The following is a 16,193-nucleotide window of genomic DNA, read 5'->3' as shown; positions in this document are numbered from 1 at the left end:
GGCGAACACCTTGATTCCTGGGTCTACTCCGTCATGCCTGCCCTGGCTCAGATCCCGTGGTCTGATCCTGTTGGCGTTCACCGCTGTCCTCGTCGGGCTGCTGCCACTGCTGTTCCACGCGGGTCGTGCCACCGCCGACCCGCAGCCGCCCCCGACCGCCGCGGAGCCGACCGCTCCGCCACCCGCACCGCACCACCGGGCCGCGCCCGCCGACGCGATGGAACCGGCCGCGCCCACCCTGCCCCGCAGCGGCTGGACCGCCACCGCGAGCGACGAGGAGACGGCGGGCGAGAACGGCCGCGCCGCCAACGTCCTGGACGGCAGTACGGCCACCATCTGGCACAGCAGGTGGACGGCCCCCGCCGCCCCGTTGCCGCACACCCTCACCATCGACATGCACCGTACGGACGTCGTCTCGGCGCTCGTCTACCACCCCCGCGGCTCGGGCAGCAACGGGCGCGTGGGCGAGTACGCCCTGCACCTGAGCACCGATGGCACCAGCTGGGGCGCGGCTGTCGCCACCGGAACTCTCGCTGACGACAACACCGTCAAAACCCTCAGCTTCGCACCCAAGGGCACCCGGTACGTGCGCCTCACGGCGCTCACCGAGGCCGGTGGCCGCGGCCCGTGGAGCTCCGCCGGTGAAATCAATCTGCTCGGCGACCCCGGCACCACGGCCGGCGTCGTCGACCTGCCGCGCGACGGCTGGACCGCGGCGGCCAGTGACAGCGAGTCCGCCGCGGGGGACCACAGCCCCGCCAAGGTCCTGGACGGCAGCTCCGACACGATCTGGCACAGCAGGTGGACGCCCGCGCCCGCCGCCGCCCTCCCGCACCACCTCACCCTCGACATGAAGTCCGCCCGCCCCGTCTCGGCGCTCAGTTACGAGCCCCGGCGCACCGGCCCCAACGGCCGCGTGGGCGCGTACACCGTGACCACCAGCACCGACGGCACCACGTTCGGCGCGCCCGTGGCCTCCGGTGTCTGGAAGGACGACGACACCGTCAAGGGGGCCACCTTCACGAGCACGGTGACCGCCCGGTACGTGCGCCTCACGGCCACCACCGAAGCCGGAAACCGGGGCTCCTGGTCCTCGGCGGCCGAGATCCGGCTCCGCGGTCCCGCCAGCCCCTCGGTCCACGGCTCCTGGGGCAAGGTCACGGGCTTTCCACTCGTACCCGTGGCCACCGCCGTCCTGCCCAACAACAAGATGCTCGCCTGGTCCGCGTACGGCATCGACCGCTTCGGCGGCAGCAACGGCTACACCCAGACCGCGATCATGGACCTGACCACGGGCGCCGTCACCCAGCGCCGCGTCGACAACACCAAGCACGACATGTTCTGCCCCGGCATCGCGGTCCTGCGGGACGGCAGGGTCCTGGTCACCGGCGGTTCCAACGCCGAACGGGCCAGCATCTACGACCCGGTGACGGACGCCTGGACCTCCACCAGCGACATGAACATCGCCCGCGGCTACCAGGCGATGACCCTCCTCTCCACCGGGGACGCCTTCGTCCTCGGCGGTTCCTGGAGCGGGGGAGAGGGGGCCAAGGACGGCGAGGTCTGGTCGTCCTCCAACGGCACCTGGCGCAAACTGACCGGCGTGCCCGCCACCACCACCCTCACCGCGGACCCACGCGGTCCCTACCGCGCCGACAACCACCAGTGGCTGCACGCCACTTCCGGCGGCCGCGTCCTGCACCTCGGCCCGAGCAAGCAGATCAACTGGATCTCCACCACCGGCGCGGGCTCCATCACGGCGGCCGGCACCCGCGCCGACAGCGCAGACGCGATGAACGGCAACGCCGTCGCCTACGACATCGGCAAGCTCCTGACCCTCGGCGGCGCCCCCGCGTACGAGAACACCACCGCCACCCGCCGCGCCTACACCGTCGACCTCAACGGCGGCGGCACCCCCGTCAGCGCGCGCACCGGCGACATGGCCGACGCCCGCGCCTTCGCCAACAGCGTGGTCCTCCCCGACGGCAAGGTCGCGGTCTTCGGCGGCCAGTCCTACCCGGTGCCGTTCAGTGACGCCACCTCGTCGATGACCCCGGAGATCTGGGACCCGGCCACCGGAAAATTCACCCGGATGGCCTCCATGGCCGTACCACGGAACTACCACAGCGTCGCCAACCTCCTCCCCGACGGCCGGGTCTTCAGCGGCGGCGGCGGACTCTGCGGCGACTGCGCCACCAACCACTCCGACGGCGCGATCTTCACCCCGCCGTACCTGCTCAACGCGGACGGCAGCGAGAAACCCCGCCCCGCCCTCACCGGCACGGTGCCGGCCCGCGTGGCGAACGGGGCGAAGGTGCCGGTGACCACGGACGCGGCGGTCACCTCCTTCGTCCTGGTACGCGCCGGGGCCGCCACCCACTCCACCGACAACGACCAGCGCAGGGTCCCCCTGGCCTCCCGCACGACGGGAACCAACGCCTACGAGCTCACCATCCCGTCCGATCCGGGCGTGGCGCTCCCCGGCACGTACATGCTCTTCGCCCTCAACGCGCAAGGAGTGCCCAGCAAGGCGAAGTTGGTGACGGTGGACTGACCCTCCGGAGTCCGAGCGAAGGCGGAGGCGGCACGGCGTCGGGGCCCGGGAGGAGAGGGTGCCCGTCGGCGCGAGCACCGGCGTCGCGGCACGCCGCAAGGGCGTGGTGCGGGAGATGGGCCGGGCTACGGCTGCCGCAGCGCCGATTGCGGTGGCGCGCATGGTGAACTCCCGTGTTCTGGAGGGGGTTTGTGTTGCCGGGGCCGGTCGAACGGATCAATCTTCACCCCCGGCGCCCCTGTGATCCCCTCCGCCGATCGGCACAAGGACCGCGCCGCCGACCGGCCCTTCCATGCCGTTCGGCAGAGAGCCCCGCGGCCTCACCCACCCGTACGCTGATCACCATGTGGGAATCAACCGGCCCAGCCGTCAAGGCACTTGGCGCTCTGCCGTCGCTCGCGGCCGCGGGCGCGGTGGTGTGGGCCGTTGCCCGCGGCCGTGCCGCAGTTCGTCAGCGGGTCGGCCGCCTCGCCCGCCCGACCGCGGTCTGCGCCGTCCTCTCCCTGATCACCGGCTTCGCCCTGCCGAAGGCGGGTCTCGGCTCCGGCTGGAAGCTGGCGGAGATCGCCGTCCTGCTCCTCCTCCTGGCCGTGATCACCCGCTGGTCACCCCTGCGGGAACTCAGGTCGGCCCTCCCGCTGACCGCCCTCGCGGTGACCCTCTGGCCGCTGGCGCTGGTCACCGGTGAGTCCTTCCTGGAATCCATCGGAATCGCTACCTTCTGGCTGCTTCCCGCGGCCGCCGCGGTGGCGGCCGGGGCCTACCCCCGCCGCCAGGAGCTGCGTCGCCGGGGCGCGGTGGCCGAGGCCCGCAGCGCCCAGCGCCTCCAGCTCTCCCGCGACCTGCACGACTTCGTCGCCCATGACATCAGCGGGATCGTCGTCCAGGCCCAGGCGGCCCGCTTCGTCGCCGCCACCGACCCGTCCCGGGCGCTGCTCGCTCTGGAACGCATCGAGAAAGCGGGCCTGAGCGCCCTGGCCGCGATGGACCGGACCGTACAGATGCTGCACGGTCCGGATGCACCCGCCACCGAACCGCTCCCAGATGTGTCTCAACTGCCGTCCGTAATAGAGAACTTCACCTCAGCGGGAGCCACCGAGGCGCATCTGGACCTGCCTTCCCCGGCCGCGGAGGCGCTCTCCCGCGAGGCGGGCTCCGCCGCGTACCGCATCGTCGTCGAGGCGCTGACCAACATCCGCCGGCACGCCCCCGACGCTCCCCGTGCCACCGTCACGTTCACCCCCACCGCCACCACCGTGGAGATCCGGGTCACCAACGACCGCGGTGCCCGCCCCGCCCCGGCCCGCCGCCGCGCCTCCCGGGGCGGCCTCGGCCTCCCCGCACTCACCGAGCACGCCCAGGCCCTCGGTGGAACCCTCTTGGCGGGGCCGCACGGCGACGGCGGCTGGCAGCTCACCGCCGTTCTGCCTGCCACATTCCCGAAAGAGACCTCATGACGACGCCCCTGGGCCCGACCCGCATCCTGATCGCCGACGACCAGGAGGACATACGCAGCGGCTTCCGCCTGATTCTCGGATCGCAGCCCGACATGACCGTGGTCGGCGAGGCGGCGGACGGCCTCACCGCCGTCCACCTCGCCCGCACCCTGCGCCCTGACCTGATCCTCGCCGACATCCGGATGCCGAGCCTGGACGGCCTCGAACTGACCCGGCGCCTCGCGGGCCCCGGCGTACCCGATCCGATGCGTGTCCTCGTCGTCACCACCTTCGACCACGACGACTACGTACGCACGGCACTGCACGACGGCGCCTGCGGGTTCCTGCTCAAGCGCTCGGGCCCCGGGCTGCTGATCGAGGGGGTCAGGGCGGCGATGGCCGGGGACATCCTCATCAGCCCCCAGATCACCGTCCGGCTGCTCCAGACCCTCGCCCCTGCCCCTGCCCCCGCAACGCCCATGGCCCTGTCGCCGCTCACCGCCCGGGAACAGGAGATCGCCCGGCTGGTCGCCGAGGGCCTCACCAACGCCGAGATCGGCGAGAAACTCTTCATTTCGGCGGGCACCGCCAAGACCCACATCGCGAACGTCCAGGCGAAGCTGAAGGCACGCAACCGGGTGGGCATCGCCGCCTGGGCCTGGGAAAGCGGTCTGGCCGGCCAGGCCCCACGGAGGTAGTGCGCATTGACGGTGTCCGGAAAACCGCAGGTCCGTGGGATGATTTCCGACGTCGGCAGCGCGCCGGCCGTGGGAAGGGGGCCATCACGTGGCCGCAGGATTTTCGGCATGGAAAGTCAATAAGCAGTACGCGGTGAACGACCGCACCACCCTCAACGGCAAGCACTACCTCTGCCTGGTGGCGCACAAGTCCAACTCGGCGAACAGCCCCAAGGGCGCCGTCAAGTTCTGGCAGCGGTACACCACCTGACAGACCGGACGCCATTCACGGGAAGCACAGGGCCGCCTTCAGGCCGCCCTCGACGGCCGGCTCCGCGCTCAGGACCGCGTCGTGGGCCGTCCGGCCAGCCCTTCAGTCAGGCTGTGGCCGTGGCGTCCTGGGCGAAGTCGGGCAGCTCGGTGGACAGCAGTTCCTCGGCACCGTTGTCGAGGAGCTGTTGCATCTGGGTGGAGCGGGGCAGCATGGTCTTCTCGTAGGCGAGGACGGCGTCGTCGACGGTGTTGTGCCGCGCTATGGCGAGGGCGAGCTCGCAGGCGTCCAGCATCGCGAGGTTGACGCCGACGCCGAGCGGGGGCATCAGGTGGGCCGCATCGCCCAGGAGCGTGACGGTGGGGTTGTGCTCCCAGGCGTGTGGGACCGGCAGGGCGTGGATGGGGCGGTCGACGTAGCGGCCGTCGTTGTCGGTGAGCAGGCGGCGCAGGCTCGGTGACCAGTCGCGGAAGCGGTCGAGCAGGAGGGCGCGGATGCCCTCGGTGTCCTGGTGGGTCAGGCCGGCCGCGGTGATCCAGTCGATGGCGACGCGCTGGATGATGTAGACGCGGATGTGGTCGCCGCTGTTGCGCTGGGCGAACAGGCCGCGGTCGCCGTCGGCCGCCGCGGCGCCGCCCTGCCCGACGAGGCCGGCGATCTCGGGGTGCTTGTTCTCGACGTCGTGGAGCCAGGCTTCGAGGAAGCTGACGCCGCTGTACTGGGGGACGGCGTCGGAGAGGGCGCTGCGGACCTTGGACCAGGCGCCGTCGGCGCCGATGACGAGATCGGCCTCGACGGCGGTGCCGTCGGCGAAGTGCAGTTGGCGGGGGCCGGTGGCGGGGCCCTCGACGGAGCGCAGGGTGTGGCTCCAGCGCACGGTGCCGGGCTCCAGCGACTGCAGCAGGAGGTCGCGCAGCGCACCTCGGTCGATCTCCGGCTTGAAGCGTTCGCCCTCTTCGGGGGTGTGGTGGAAGAGAAGGGTGCCGGCCGGGTCCATCTGGCGCATCTCCTGCCCCTCGGGGCGCGAGAGACGGAAGAAGTCGTCCAGCAGTCCGGCTTCGCGAAGGGCTATCTGGCCGTTGTCCTCGTGCAGGTCGAGGGTGCCGCCCTGGTTGCGGGCGTCGGGGCCGCTCTCGTGGTCGTAGAGGGTGGCGGCGATGCCGTGTCGTTGCAGGATGCGGGCGCAGGTCAGACCGCCGGGTCCGGCGCCGATGAGGGCGATGCGCGGGGTGGGGGTGGTGTTCATGAGGGTGCTCCGTTCGTCTTGTGTGGGCTGTGCTTGTGTGTGCAGTGCTTGGGTGTGCTGTGTTGCCTTACGCCGTGTCAGTTGGCGGCGGCGAGAGTGTTCTTGGTGGTATCGGCCGCGGATGTGGGCGGGCCTGCCTTCTTCAAGGGGACTTCGATGACGAAGAGCGCGGCGAAGAAGGCGAGCGCGCACAGGACGGCGGCGATCAGGAAGATGTGGCCGGTGCCGGTCGTGACCGCTTCGAGGTAGGTGGCCTTGGCGCCGGTGGGCAGGTGACGCAGGGCGCCCGGGTCGGCTTCGGCGCCGGTGGGCTGCGCGGTCCTGACGGCGCGGGTGAACAGCGAGCCGAAGACGGCGACGCCAAGGGAGCCGCCCAGGGTGCGGAAGAGGTTGACGGAGCTCATCGCGGCGCCCATGTCGCGCAGGGACATGCTGTTCTGCGCGATGGTGCCCGACATCTGCATGGTGAGGCCCAGGCCGATGCCGACGAGGACCATGTACAAGCTGGTCAGCAGTGGCGAGGTGGCTGCGTTCATCGTGGCAAGCAGTCCGAGACCGGCCGCGAGGAACAGAGTGCCGAGGACCGGGAAGACCTTGTATCTGCCGGTGGCCGACATGACCTTGCCCGCGAGGGTCGAGACGATCACGACGGGGATCATCATGGGCAGCATCAGCAGACCGGAGTTGGTGGCAGAGGCACCCTGGACCGTCTGCTGGAACAGCGGCAGATACAGGCCCGCACCGAACATGACCACACCGGCGACGAGGATCATCACCATCGCGAGCGGGAAGTTGCGGTGGTTCGTGAACACACACAGCGGCAGGAGCGGTTCACTGACCCGCTTCTCCACGGCGATGAAGGCGGCCAGTCCGCTCACGGCTGCCGCGCCCAGAGCGAGGATCTGCCAGGAGCCCCAGGCAAACGCACTGCCTGCCCAGGTGGCGGCCAGGACGATCGCGGTGATGGAGGCGGTCAGCAGGCTGATGCCCGCCCAGTCGATCTTCGCCTCGATGCGCTTTGCGGGCACGTGCAGCTTGAGCCACAGCCACACCAGGGCGACCAGGCCGAGAGGCGGGTTGACGTAGAAGGCCCAGCGCCAGTCGAAATGGCCGGTGACGAAACCTCCGAGCAGCGGGCCGCCGACGGTGCCGATCGCCATCACGGAGGCGGTCATGCCCTGGTATCTGCCTCGCTCGCGCGGCGGTACGAGCGCGCCGATCAGAGCGAAGGCGCCCGCGCCGATCCCGCCGGCGCCGATGCCCTGAACGACGCGGAAGGCGATCAGCTCGGTCATCGACTGGGCGGCCCCGCACAGTGCGGATCCGGCGATGAACACGGCGATCGACGCCAGGTACATGGGCTTGCGGCCGAACAGGTCGCCGAACTTGCCCCAGATCGGCGTGGTTATGGCGGTGACGAGCGTGTAGGCCGTCACCACCCAGGAGATGTGCTCCAGGCCGCCCAGATCGCCGACGACCGTTGGCATCGCGGTGCTGACGACCATGTTGTCGAGCATGGCCAGGAGCATCGCGAACATGATGCCGAGCAGCACCCAGCGCACGTTTTCGGGGACGGCCGAGGGGCCGGAAGCGGGCAGGGAATCGGACGTGGACATGTCTGGTCACTCCTTTCGGAGATGAGGACCGGAGGAGAAAGGCTGAGAGAGGGCCGCCGGGGTGTGTCCTCACGGCGTCTGCCCCAGAAAAGCACGACGGTTCAATAAGTGCAACCGTTCAACTTTCGCATCAGGGCAACCCTGCGGTGTAGGGTCTGGGCATGAGCGACACCGAGAACGGCTCCGCGCCGGTGGGGCGCCGCGAGCGCAAGAAGGCCGCCACCCGCCAGGCCATCGCCGATGCCGCGCTGCGCCTGTTCCTGGACCGCGGTTACGACGACGTCGGCATCCGCGAGATCGCGGAGACCGCCGACGTGTCCACCACCACATTGTTCAAGCACTTCCCGGCCAAGGAGGCGCTCGTCTTCGACGAGGACGCGGACCGGGAGGCGCACCTGCTCGCCGCCGTACGCGAACGGCCCAAGGGCCAGTCGATCCTCGCGGCACTGTGCGAGCACGCGTTGCGCACTCGCATGGCCACAGCGGGCGGCGACGCCGGTTTCCTCGCGTACCTCGACCTCGTGAACAGCACGCCGGCCCTGCGTGACTACTCACAGGCCATGTGGCTGCGCCACACCGCCGCCCTGGCCCGGGTCATCGCCGAGGAGAGCGGCCGGCCGGTCGATGACCCCGGCTGCACCGCCCTGGCCCACTTCGCCCTCGAAGCGCCCCGCGTGGGCCGTGGATTCGACGACCCCCGTCAGGCGATCACCCTCGCCTTCGATCTCCTTGAGAACGGCTGGAAGGCCTTCGCCCCCGGTGGATGAACCTCGCCACCGTGTCCCGTGCCGACGGCGGCACGTGCGCCGGGTGGCCGGCCCATGAGCAGGAGGAAGACCGGTACGGCCGGCGCGGTGAGGGTGAGGAGGACGGGCAGCGGGCCCGGGACGCTCTCGCCTGGCGCCGCCCCCCGCGGGCGGCGCTGGGCGGTCTGTGCGTACCGGCGCAGGCCGGACTGGAGCCGTCGGCGGTCGTCAGGCGCGAAGTGCTGTGCGGCGATGCAGGCGTCGCGCGACGCGCCCGCCTCGGCCTCCGCCTCGCTGCGGGCGTCGCGTCCGCCCGCTTACGACCGGTGTAGACAGCCCGCCGCGACCACCCGGGCCACGCTCAGGTGCGCGGGGCTGTGGGGCTGTGGGGCTGTGGGGCCGACCAGTACGGAGAAAACCACCGTCCCCGCCACGTTCCCGCCCACATGCGGCAACCGCATCTGTATCCCGCTCGCCCTCGCTGCGACGAACTGCCGCTGTACGTAGGGGAGTCGCCCTGCCGACGGCGGGCTGCGATCAGCGAGGACGCCACCGAGACCGGCACACGCCCCGTCTGCGGCTGCGCCGGCGTGCGCGCGACCGGGGTGGGACAAGCCACCGGGTGTGCGCGACGAGGGGCTCGGCCGGTGGCGCTGACGGCAGCCCCACCGGCGCTGCCGTTTCCGGGTGATCCCCGGCGAGGCTCTTACCTGTTGCCGTAGCGGTCGGAGTTCTTCCCGTCGCTCACCCTGAAGTAGTCCGAGTAGAGGTTGCACTCGGTGTACTTGCCGGTCTTGCTGTCGTAGAGGCAGGTCTTCGCCCAGAGGACACTGTCTTCGTAGTAGTTCTTGTTGCAGGTGGCCCACGACGGGGCCTTGTTGCTGTTCTTGCAGACTCCGCTCCGGTACTCCTTGCCGTTGCGGTAGTTGGTCCACAGGACGGCCACCGACTTGCCGTCCTTCACGTCGTCCAGGACCCACCACTTGTCCCCGGCGGCCTGGAAGGCTCCCTCGCCCGCGCCGTAGCCGTTGCCGCCACCGCCCTGGAACCACCAGTCTCCTTTGGAGTAGTTCGGGGAGGAGGTGGTCTTCTTCGCCGCGTCCCTCTCGAACGAGGCCGCCGAGGCGGAAGTGGCGGTCGCGACGCCTATGACAAGGCTGAGGCCGATCGTGCAGAGGGCGCCTGCTGTGGAACGCAGCTTCATTCTTGACTCCGAATCTCGTACGGGTGGTTGAGGCCGGTGGCCGCGGTATGCGCCTTGCGTGACGCGCGCCGAAGAGCCCCCCCGTGGTTCGAGCGGGGTGTCCCTCTGGCCCCGCTGCCCACGTTAGGTATCGGGCCAAGCCGTGAACAACACCCGTTTTTGTTAAGATCGTTAACTCTGAGCTTCACGAGACCTGCGTCGGGCGCTGGGGGCGCGATGGAATTGCGGGACATAGAAATCTTTCTGGTACTCGCGGAGGAGCTTCACTTCGGGCGCAGTGCCGAACGTCTGCACGTCTCACCGGCCCGTGTCAGCCAGGCGATACGTAAACAGGAACGCGCCCTGGGGGCCCAGCTCTTCGAACGCACCAGCCGCAACGTGCGGATGACGCCGGTCGGCGACGTACTGCTGCGGAAACTGAAGCCGGCCTACGAGGGAATCCAGGACGCCCTCAGAGATGCGGCGGCCGTCGCCAGCCGCACGGCTGACACCCTGACGTTGGGCGTCATGGGCGCGCAGATGCACGAAATGGCCGCGATTCTGGCGTGCTTCCGTGCCCGGCACCCCGCTGTCGAACTCCGTTTCAAGGAAGTGTTCTTCAGCGATCCGTTCGGGCCGCTGCGGGCCGGCGCCGTCGATACCGTGACCACCTGGCTGCCGGTACGTGAACCCGACCTGCACGTCGGAGTGGTGCTGCGTGAGGAGCCCCTCAATCTCATGGTGGCCGCCGACCACCCGCTCACCCGGCAGAAGACGGTGAGCACAGAGGCGCTCGGCGACCACGTCGTACCGCGCCTGACCGGCCCGGCTCCTGACTACTGGGAGTTCGCGGTGCTCCCGGGCCGCACCCCGTCCGGCCGCCCGGTCCGTCGTGGCCCGGCCGTCACCACCTTCAACGAGGTCCTCTCCGCCGTCGCCGCGGGCGACGCGATCTGTACGGTCCCGGACATGGGGCGGCGCTACTTCGCCCCCAAGGACGTCGTACACCTCACGCTCAGCGACGCCCCGCCGGTTCGGTGGGCTCTGGTCTGGCGCACTGGCGGCGCGACACCGCTGCTGAACGCGTTCGCCGAGGCGGCGAAGAGCTGCGGGGCCTCCACCCCGCGTGCTGCGTAGTGGCCGATCCGATGGACCGGGCCTGCCCGGCACCGGCCCCACGGCCGATCGTCCTTACCTCGTACGCCGCGCCCTGTGCCGCCGGCTGCGGAGCCTGACCTCGGCCCGTACCGGCGTCGGCGCCAGCGCCGCACGTACCGTCGCCAGGGGGCCCGCTTCCAGGTCCCTGAGCACCGCGTCCGGCGCGGAGCGACGCTCCAGCCAGAGGGTCATCCGGACGAGCTGCGCGTCCCGTGCCGGGCGCAGGGTGATCCGTGCCGAACGTACCCCGGCCAGCTCGACCGTCTGTGCGGCCAGCGCGGACTTCAGGGCGTTCGGCCGGAGCCACAGGCCGGTTCGGCCCAGCGGCAGCCGGGCGCGGGCACGGGCCGTCCGTACGGCGGGTGCGAGCAGCCCAACGAGACCCAGGAGCACCGCGAGGGACAGGGCCGTCAGTACCGACGGCGCCCACCAGGCGTGGGCTCCCGCCGCACCCGCCTCGGCGCGCGGCAACGGCCACCAGCCCGGCGGATGCGGCTGCGGGCCGTTCGACGGGCGCACCGCGAGATGGCCCACGATCAGCCAGAGACCGGCCGACAGGGAGGCGAGAGACAGGAGCAGAAGCGCCGCTCGGGTCGTGAACGTCATGCCGGTCGCGAACGGCGTCATGCCCCTGCCTCCTCGGTGCGGTGGGGCGCGGCCCGCAGTCGTACGCGCGGACGCGGGGGCCGCGTCACTCCCAGCGCGTCGAGCGCATCGCTGACCGTCGTGCTCAACTGGCCCTCCACGTCGGCGAGTTCACCGTATCCGGCCCGGGCCCGCACGGTGGCGCGGCGGCGGCCCACCCGCACCCGGGCCGAGGTCACCCCCGGTACCGCGAGAGCTTCGTCGCGCAGCAGCAGGGCGATGGCCGAGCGGTCCAGCGCGGCACGGGTGCCGGCCGTACGCACGGTCATCGGCAGGCGGTCGCGCCGGCCCGGCAGCACTGCCGCGCCCAGCAGCCACAGCCCGAGAACGACCGCCGTGACCCCCGCCACGAGCGCCGCCGGGTCGGTGAGGGACGTGGTCGCCACCCGGTGCAGGACGTCGGGCCGGGGGGCGCCGGGGAGCACGTGTCCGGTGCGCCGGGCGAGGCCCTCGGCGAGCAGGTAGGCGCAGGCGGCCGTGCCCGCGCACAGCACGAGGAGGGTGGTGCCGCGGCGAGGGGACCACGGGCGGCGTGCGGGGGGCGGGGGGAGTTCCGGTGGCGGCGCGGGGGTGTCGGCTGTGCCTGGAGCGTCCGTTGGGCGTGCGTGGGCTTCGGCCCCGGGTGTGCCGGGGCGGTGTGCGTCGCCGTGCGTGTCCGTCCCGGAGCGCGGCGGGACAAGCCGGCCACGGGGTCCGCACCCGGTCAGGGCCCTCACCCGTACCTCGGGAGGGGGCACGGTGAGCCCCGTCAGGGTGGCCGTGGTGTGTGCCACGTGCTGCCGGAGGCGTTCCGCCGTACCGGCCAGACCGGCCGCGTACGGCAGGGTGACGCCCAGCGTGACGGTGGCGGTGCGCCCGGTGCGTACGACTGATGCCGACGGGAGTGCGGCGTCGCTGTCGGGCAGGCCCGCCGCCCAGGACCGAGCGGCGATGCGGCTCACCGCCCGGTCAGTGACGGTGGTCGAACCCCGGTCGGCCGCCGGGACACGGGCCGGTGGCGGCGGTGTGCTCATCGTGTCCTCCGGCGGCCGTCGCCCGACGTCCCGGACCGGTCGAGCCGGTCCCGCAGCCGTTCCCGCGCCTCCTCGTCCTCCAGGAGGTGTCCGACGGCCCAGCCCGTGGCGCCGCAGAGCGCGACCACGAGGAAGGCGCCGAAGCCGCCGAACCACCCCGCGAAGCCCAGGGCGAGGCCCGCGAAAGCACCCAGTTGTGACCTGTTCATGGTCCTGCTTTCCGTCCTTCGAAGGACGAGGTGGGGAGGGGTCAGGAGACGCGTGCGTCGGTCCGTGCGTCGTCCTGGTCGTCCTCCGGCAGGTGTACGTCGTTGACCGTCACGTTGACCTCGACGACCTCCAGGCCCGTGGTCCGCTCCACCGCCGAGACGACGTTCTCGCGCACGTCACGGGCTACCTCGGCGATGGGCACCCCGTACTCCACGACCAGGTCGAGGTCGATCGCCGTCTGCACCTCGCCGACCTCGACCTTGACGCCCCGGCCCACGCTCGGCCGGCCGACCGGAACACGGTCGCGGACAGCGCCGATGGTGCGCGAGAGGCCGCCGCCCATGTCGTGGACGCCGGGGATCTCCCGGGCGGCGATCCCGGCGATCTTGACGACCACGAGGTCCGCGATGGCGGTCTTGCCCCGAGTGGCCGCGGGCTCGTCCGTGCCGGTCCTGCCGTGGCTCACGGAGGTGAGGTCCGTGGTGCCCCTGCCGGGGGCGGAGGGGGCGGAGGGGGCGGAGGGGGCGGAGGGAACAGTGGGGACCGTGGTGGAGGTGAGGCGGTCGGTCTGCTGCGAAGCCATGAGAAGTCTCCCGGAATAGCGCTGCTCTTGCTCGGTCACGTCGTTGGACTCCGTACCTGTCGATCCGTCACGCACCGCCTGCGGGTTTTTTCTTTCCGCTTCTGTGCGTGACGGAACGGAGCGAGCCGTGTCGAACACACGCGTGGCGAGGAGAGGAGCCGGCAAGTGCCCGGAAACGGGGATGACCAGGGTCACGGCAGGGACGCCGATCACTCGGAGGGCGGTGGAACGGACGGTCTTCCGGACCGCCTGCTCGCCGTGCGCGCGGGCGAGGGCGACGAAGGCGCCTTCGAGGTCCTGGTACGACGCCACGGCCCTGAACTGCTGCGGCTTGCCGCCCGCATGCTCGGCAGCACGACCGAGGCGGAGGACGCCGTTCAGGAGTCCTTCGTGAGCGCCTGGCGGAGCCTGCCCGAATTCCGCGGCGACGCGGCGTTCCTGACCTGGATGTACCGCATCGTCACCAACCGGTGTCTGAACCAGCTCCGGTCGCGGCGGCCCGTCACCCACCTCGACGCCGTACCGGAACGCGAAACTCCGGGACACGAGGGCTCCCCGGTGCGCGACGCCGAGGCGGGCGCCGCCCTGCGCGAACTCTCGCGCGCACTGGAAGGCCTGTCCCCCGAACAGCGCGCCTGCTGGCTGCTGCGCGAGATGCACGGAATGTCGTACGAGGACATCGCGGATACGGTCGGCATCAGTCCGCAAGCGGTACGCGGCCGGATGTTCCGCGCACGCCGAGCTCTGATGGAGGCGATGGCGGCATGGCGATGAACGGACAGAGCGGACCGCCGGGCGACGGCGGCGCCGGGAACGATCTCGTACGGAGCCCGGACGACGACAACGACCTGCTGCCCTGCGGACGGTCGCTGTACGACGTGTGGGCCGGCCAAGAGGCCGTGCCCGACGCGGGAGCGCCCCAGGAAGCACCCGGCGGCCACCCCGCCGACTGCCTCCACTGCGCGGCCGCGCTGGAGGACCTGCGTACCCTCGACGACCTCGTCCAGCGCACGCGTTCCGAGGACGCGAACGCGCCCGCACCGGACGCGTCGGCGGTCGCCTCCCGGGTGATGGATCTGGTACGTCTCGAACTGCGGCCCGGCCGGACGCTGCCCCTCGGCGAACCGGAGGAGGACCACTGGATCATGGAGACGGCCGCGGCGCGGAGTCTGCGGGACGCCGCGGAAACAGTCGCGGGCGTACGGGCGGGAAGCTGCCGTGTCGCACCCGCGGCCGGTTCCGGGACAGGGGCGCGAGCCCCTGTACGGGTCACCATCGAGGTGGAGGCCGGCGCACGGCGTGCGCTGCCCGAACTGGCCGAGGCCGTGCGCGCCGCCGTGGCCGGGGCCGCCGACCGGGCGATCGGCATGCGGGTGCACGAGGTGGACGTGGTGATGGTCGACCTTTTCGACGAGACGGGCGAGACGGACGAGACGGACGAGACGGACGAGACGGGGGACCTGCGATGACCCACGACGCACGCGGCGGGAGCGGCTCCGTACCGCCGGTGAGCCCTCGTGAGACGGGTGAACGGCTGGCACGGGCGGTCTCCGAGGCCGCCACCGAGGTCCCCGGAGTCGCGTTCCTGCGCCCTCGGCTGAGCGATCTGCTCGGTAGCTCGGTGGCCCGAGCCCGCATCCGCCGCGGGCCCGCGGCGGACAGGGCGCCGGCGGGCGTCCGGGCACGCCGGGACCCGGACACCTCGCGCTGGACGGTCGAGGTGCAGTTGACCGTACGGACGGGGCACCGGGCGGTGGACGTCGCCCGCGCGGTCCGGGCGGCGGGGGAGCGGGCGGCGGGCGAGCTGCCGGTGGACATCGCGGTGACGGTCGCCGGGATCGTGTGACCCCGACACCCGTCCCGGTCGGCGGCTCTGTGCGACGCGCCCCGCTCAGTGCGGGGGAAGCCCGGTGGCCAGCAGCTGGTGCAGCACGGCGCACCACACACCGGCCGCGATGAGGGCGTTCCGCATCCGCCGGCGGCGCAGCGGGGACACCGGGTCCTGCACGGGACCCACCGGAAGCGGGCGGACCGCCGACACCGGAAGCGGCCGGACCGCCGACACCGCAAGGGGCCGGACCGCCGTCACCGGAAGCGGCCCGGGAAGGGCCGGGAACCCTCGCGAACGCGCAGATCGGCCCGCGTCCTTCACGCACTCCCCGGGCCCGCCGGGCGCCGCCTGCCGCTGCGCGCCCGGCTGCCCCGCCGCCTCACCGACCGCCTTCGCCTCTGCCAGGCCCGTCAGGAAACGCGTGTACCCGACCCGGCGCCGGCCGACGGGGGAGGTGCGCCCGGTCTCCCAGGAGCGCACGGTGGCCGCGGTGACCCCGAAGGCCTCCGCCACCTGACGGCGGGTCAGCCCCCATTCCTCACGCAGGAGTCGACGGACGGCGGGCGCGGGGAGCACGGAGCCGGGGGAACCGGTCCGGTCGTGATCCGCGGGGTTTTGCTGAGGGAGCGTCAGGATGGTCATGTGCGTACGACAATCATCACGGGCGCGGGTTACGGGTCACCCCGGAACGTCACCCGCTCGGACGCACCGGACTGCGCCGCCGGAGTGCGAAATCGGCTCCCCGGACAGCACTTCCTCGCTCCGAAGGACCGTCGAACCGCTGCGAACCCGACCGGCCGGCTCCGTGCGGCGGACACCTACCCGGGTGTCGGCACACCGAACGGGCAGGTCAACACCGTCATGGCGGCGTACGGATCGCTCACGAGCTCACCCGACGAGGACCTGGACGGCGGCGACCGCCGTACCCGAGCGGGTTGATACGGCACCGTGTGGGCCGGCCGTGCGATCTCCTTGGGGTCGACGGCCATGACATACGACCAGCCGCGTTCCTCCAGCGCGAGCC

Annotated in this window: 19 protein-coding genes; 10 read left to right on the top strand and 9 right to left on the bottom strand. The window is 71.7% G+C overall.

Going from position 1 to position 16,193, the window contains the following annotated elements; genetic code table 11:
- Positions 1-70 precede the first annotated feature (70 nt).
- The 4 genes from ACIA73_RS00095 to ACIA73_RS00080 all read left to right on the top strand — a co-directional run bounded on the left by ACIA73_RS00095 (position 71) and on the right by ACIA73_RS00080 (position 4,938).
- Complete coding sequence (locus ACIA73_RS00095) at positions 71-2,554, top strand: discoidin domain-containing protein (protein ID WP_399435917.1); 2,484 nt, start codon at positions 71-73, stop codon at positions 2,552-2,554.
- A 344-nt stretch (positions 2,555-2,898) separates the two neighbouring features.
- The gene (locus ACIA73_RS00090) at positions 2,899-4,011 is read left to right on the top strand and encodes a sensor histidine kinase (RefSeq protein WP_399435916.1); all 1,113 of its coding nucleotides are present in this window, start codon (positions 2,899-2,901) and stop codon (positions 4,009-4,011) included.
- Positions 4,008-4,688 (top strand): response regulator, encoded by a 681-nt coding sequence (locus tag ACIA73_RS00085; RefSeq protein WP_399435915.1) that lies wholly within the window; start codon positions 4,008-4,010, stop codon positions 4,686-4,688. Before ACIA73_RS00090 ends, ACIA73_RS00085 begins: the two co-directional genes overlap by 4 nt.
- An 88-nt stretch (positions 4,689-4,776) precedes the next feature.
- On the top strand, positions 4,777-4,938 hold the full coding sequence (locus tag ACIA73_RS00080) for a carbohydrate-binding protein (RefSeq protein ID WP_399435914.1): 162 nt from the start codon (positions 4,777-4,779) through the stop codon (positions 4,936-4,938).
- A gap of 106 nt (positions 4,939-5,044) precedes the next feature.
- Here the strand turns inward: ACIA73_RS00080 and ACIA73_RS00075 are convergent, their stop codons facing one another.
- Both ACIA73_RS00075 and ACIA73_RS00070 read right to left on the bottom strand, forming a co-directional pair.
- Complete coding sequence (locus ACIA73_RS00075; RefSeq protein WP_399435913.1) at positions 5,045-6,184, bottom strand: FAD-dependent oxidoreductase; 1,140 nt, start codon at positions 6,182-6,184, stop codon at positions 5,045-5,047.
- Positions 6,185-6,261: 77 nt separating this feature from the next.
- Positions 6,262-7,800: an MDR family MFS transporter gene (locus ACIA73_RS00070; RefSeq protein ID WP_399435912.1), complete on the bottom strand. Its 1,539-nt coding sequence runs from the start codon at positions 7,798-7,800 to the stop codon at positions 6,262-6,264.
- A 161-nt stretch (positions 7,801-7,961) separates the two neighbouring features.
- Between ACIA73_RS00070 and ACIA73_RS00065 the strand changes: the two genes are divergently transcribed.
- Both ACIA73_RS00065 and ACIA73_RS00060 read left to right on the top strand, forming a co-directional pair.
- On the top strand, positions 7,962-8,567 hold the full coding sequence (locus tag ACIA73_RS00065) for a TetR/AcrR family transcriptional regulator (protein ID WP_399435911.1): 606 nt from the start codon (positions 7,962-7,964) through the stop codon (positions 8,565-8,567).
- Positions 8,568-8,578: 11 nt separating this feature from the next.
- Positions 8,579-8,878 carry a hypothetical protein gene (locus tag ACIA73_RS00060; RefSeq protein WP_399435910.1) on the top strand — a complete coding sequence of 100 codons (300 nt, stop codon included), beginning with the start codon at positions 8,579-8,581 and terminating at the stop codon, positions 8,876-8,878.
- 374 nt (positions 8,879-9,252) lie between these two features.
- On the opposite strand, the gene ACIA73_RS00055 is transcribed toward ACIA73_RS00060, so the two are convergent.
- Entirely contained in the window at positions 9,253-9,750 is a 498-nt protein-coding gene (locus ACIA73_RS00055; protein ID WP_399435909.1) for a hypothetical protein, read from the bottom strand.
- Positions 9,751-9,966: 216 nt separating this feature from the next.
- Here ACIA73_RS00055 and ACIA73_RS00050 point away from each other — a divergent pair, with 216 nt between their 5' ends.
- A complete protein-coding gene (locus ACIA73_RS00050) occupies positions 9,967-10,866 on the top strand; it encodes a LysR family transcriptional regulator (RefSeq protein WP_399435908.1) in 900 nt (299 codons plus the stop codon).
- 54 nt (positions 10,867-10,920) lie between these two features.
- Here the strand turns inward: ACIA73_RS00050 and ACIA73_RS00045 are convergent, their stop codons facing one another.
- Genes ACIA73_RS00045 through ACIA73_RS00030 form a run of 4 tightly spaced genes read right to left on the bottom strand, consistent with a single transcriptional unit; the run spans position 10,921 to position 13,338 of the window.
- Positions 10,921-11,514, bottom strand: a complete 594-nt coding sequence (locus ACIA73_RS00045; protein WP_399435907.1) for a hypothetical protein — start codon at positions 11,512-11,514, stop codon at positions 10,921-10,923.
- A complete protein-coding gene (locus tag ACIA73_RS00040) occupies positions 11,511-12,545 on the bottom strand; it encodes a DUF6286 domain-containing protein (protein ID WP_399435906.1) in 1,035 nt (344 codons plus the stop codon). The genes ACIA73_RS00045 and ACIA73_RS00040 overlap by 4 nt, the downstream gene beginning before the upstream one ends.
- Positions 12,542-12,754, bottom strand: coding sequence for a hypothetical protein (locus ACIA73_RS00035; protein ID WP_399435905.1), 213 nt, complete (start codon positions 12,752-12,754; stop codon positions 12,542-12,544). Before ACIA73_RS00035 ends, ACIA73_RS00040 begins: the two co-directional genes overlap by 4 nt.
- 41 nt (positions 12,755-12,795) lie before the next feature.
- A complete protein-coding gene (locus tag ACIA73_RS00030; protein ID WP_399435904.1) occupies positions 12,796-13,338 on the bottom strand; it encodes an Asp23/Gls24 family envelope stress response protein in 543 nt (180 codons plus the stop codon).
- 165 nt (positions 13,339-13,503) lie between these two features.
- On the opposite strand from ACIA73_RS00030, the gene ACIA73_RS00025 reads away from it, so the two are divergent.
- The 3 genes from ACIA73_RS00025 to ACIA73_RS00015 are packed head-to-tail and all read left to right on the top strand — an operon-like array spanning position 13,504 to position 15,184.
- Positions 13,504-14,112, top strand: a complete 609-nt coding sequence (locus tag ACIA73_RS00025) for an RNA polymerase sigma factor (protein ID WP_399435903.1) — start codon at positions 13,504-13,506, stop codon at positions 14,110-14,112.
- A complete protein-coding gene (locus ACIA73_RS00020) occupies positions 14,103-14,807 on the top strand; it encodes a hypothetical protein (RefSeq protein WP_399435902.1) in 705 nt (234 codons plus the stop codon). The genes ACIA73_RS00025 and ACIA73_RS00020 overlap by 10 nt, the downstream gene beginning before the upstream one ends.
- Positions 14,804-15,184, top strand: a complete 381-nt coding sequence (locus ACIA73_RS00015; RefSeq protein ID WP_399435901.1) for an Asp23/Gls24 family envelope stress response protein — start codon at positions 14,804-14,806, stop codon at positions 15,182-15,184. Before ACIA73_RS00020 ends, ACIA73_RS00015 begins: the two co-directional genes overlap by 4 nt.
- A 45-nt stretch (positions 15,185-15,229) precedes the next feature.
- Here the strand turns inward: ACIA73_RS00015 and ACIA73_RS00010 are convergent, their stop codons facing one another.
- Positions 15,230-15,811 (bottom strand): helix-turn-helix domain-containing protein, encoded by a 582-nt coding sequence (locus tag ACIA73_RS00010; RefSeq protein WP_399435900.1) that lies wholly within the window; start codon positions 15,809-15,811, stop codon positions 15,230-15,232.
- 176 nt (positions 15,812-15,987) lie between these two features.
- On the bottom strand, positions 15,988-16,193 hold a 206-nt coding region (locus ACIA73_RS00005; protein WP_399435899.1), incomplete at its 5' end, for a hypothetical protein.

Origin of the sequence: Streptomyces sp. NPDC051561, from assembly GCF_044454195.1 — a bacterium.
In the GTDB taxonomy this organism is placed as follows: domain Bacteria; phylum Actinomycetota; class Actinomycetes; order Streptomycetales; family Streptomycetaceae; genus Streptomyces.
This window is presented reverse-complemented; position numbering and strand designations above follow the sequence as displayed.

Coding starts and splice junctions, on each gene's coding strand:
- ACIA73_RS00045 (WP_399435907.1), bottom strand. CDS start 11,514: ATGACGCCGTTCGCGACCGGCATGACGTTCACGACCCGAGCGGCGCTT.
- ACIA73_RS00030 (WP_399435904.1), bottom strand. CDS start 13,338: ATGGCTTCGCAGCAGACCGACCGCCTCACCTCCACCACGGTCCCCACT.
- ACIA73_RS00040 (WP_399435906.1), bottom strand. CDS start 12,545: ATGAGCACACCGCCGCCACCGGCCCGTGTCCCGGCGGCCGACCGGGGT.
- ACIA73_RS00035 (WP_399435905.1), bottom strand. CDS start 12,754: ATGAACAGGTCACAACTGGGTGCTTTCGCGGGCCTCGCCCTGGGCTTC.
- ACIA73_RS00075 (WP_399435913.1), bottom strand. CDS start 6,184: ATGAACACCACCCCCACCCCGCGCATCGCCCTCATCGGCGCCGGACCC.
- ACIA73_RS00020 (WP_399435902.1), top strand. CDS start 14,103: ATGGCGATGAACGGACAGAGCGGACCGCCGGGCGACGGCGGCGCCGGG.
- ACIA73_RS00085 (WP_399435915.1), top strand. CDS start 4,008: ATGACGACGCCCCTGGGCCCGACCCGCATCCTGATCGCCGACGACCAG.
- ACIA73_RS00010 (WP_399435900.1), bottom strand. CDS start 15,811: ATGACCATCCTGACGCTCCCTCAGCAAAACCCCGCGGATCACGACCGG.
- ACIA73_RS00065 (WP_399435911.1), top strand. CDS start 7,962: ATGAGCGACACCGAGAACGGCTCCGCGCCGGTGGGGCGCCGCGAGCGC.
- ACIA73_RS00070 (WP_399435912.1), bottom strand. CDS start 7,800: ATGTCCACGTCCGATTCCCTGCCCGCTTCCGGCCCCTCGGCCGTCCCC.
- ACIA73_RS00090 (WP_399435916.1), top strand. CDS start 2,899: ATGTGGGAATCAACCGGCCCAGCCGTCAAGGCACTTGGCGCTCTGCCG.
- ACIA73_RS00055 (WP_399435909.1), bottom strand. CDS start 9,750: ATGAAGCTGCGTTCCACAGCAGGCGCCCTCTGCACGATCGGCCTCAGC.
- ACIA73_RS00015 (WP_399435901.1), top strand. CDS start 14,804: ATGACCCACGACGCACGCGGCGGGAGCGGCTCCGTACCGCCGGTGAGC.
- ACIA73_RS00050 (WP_399435908.1), top strand. CDS start 9,967: ATGGAATTGCGGGACATAGAAATCTTTCTGGTACTCGCGGAGGAGCTT.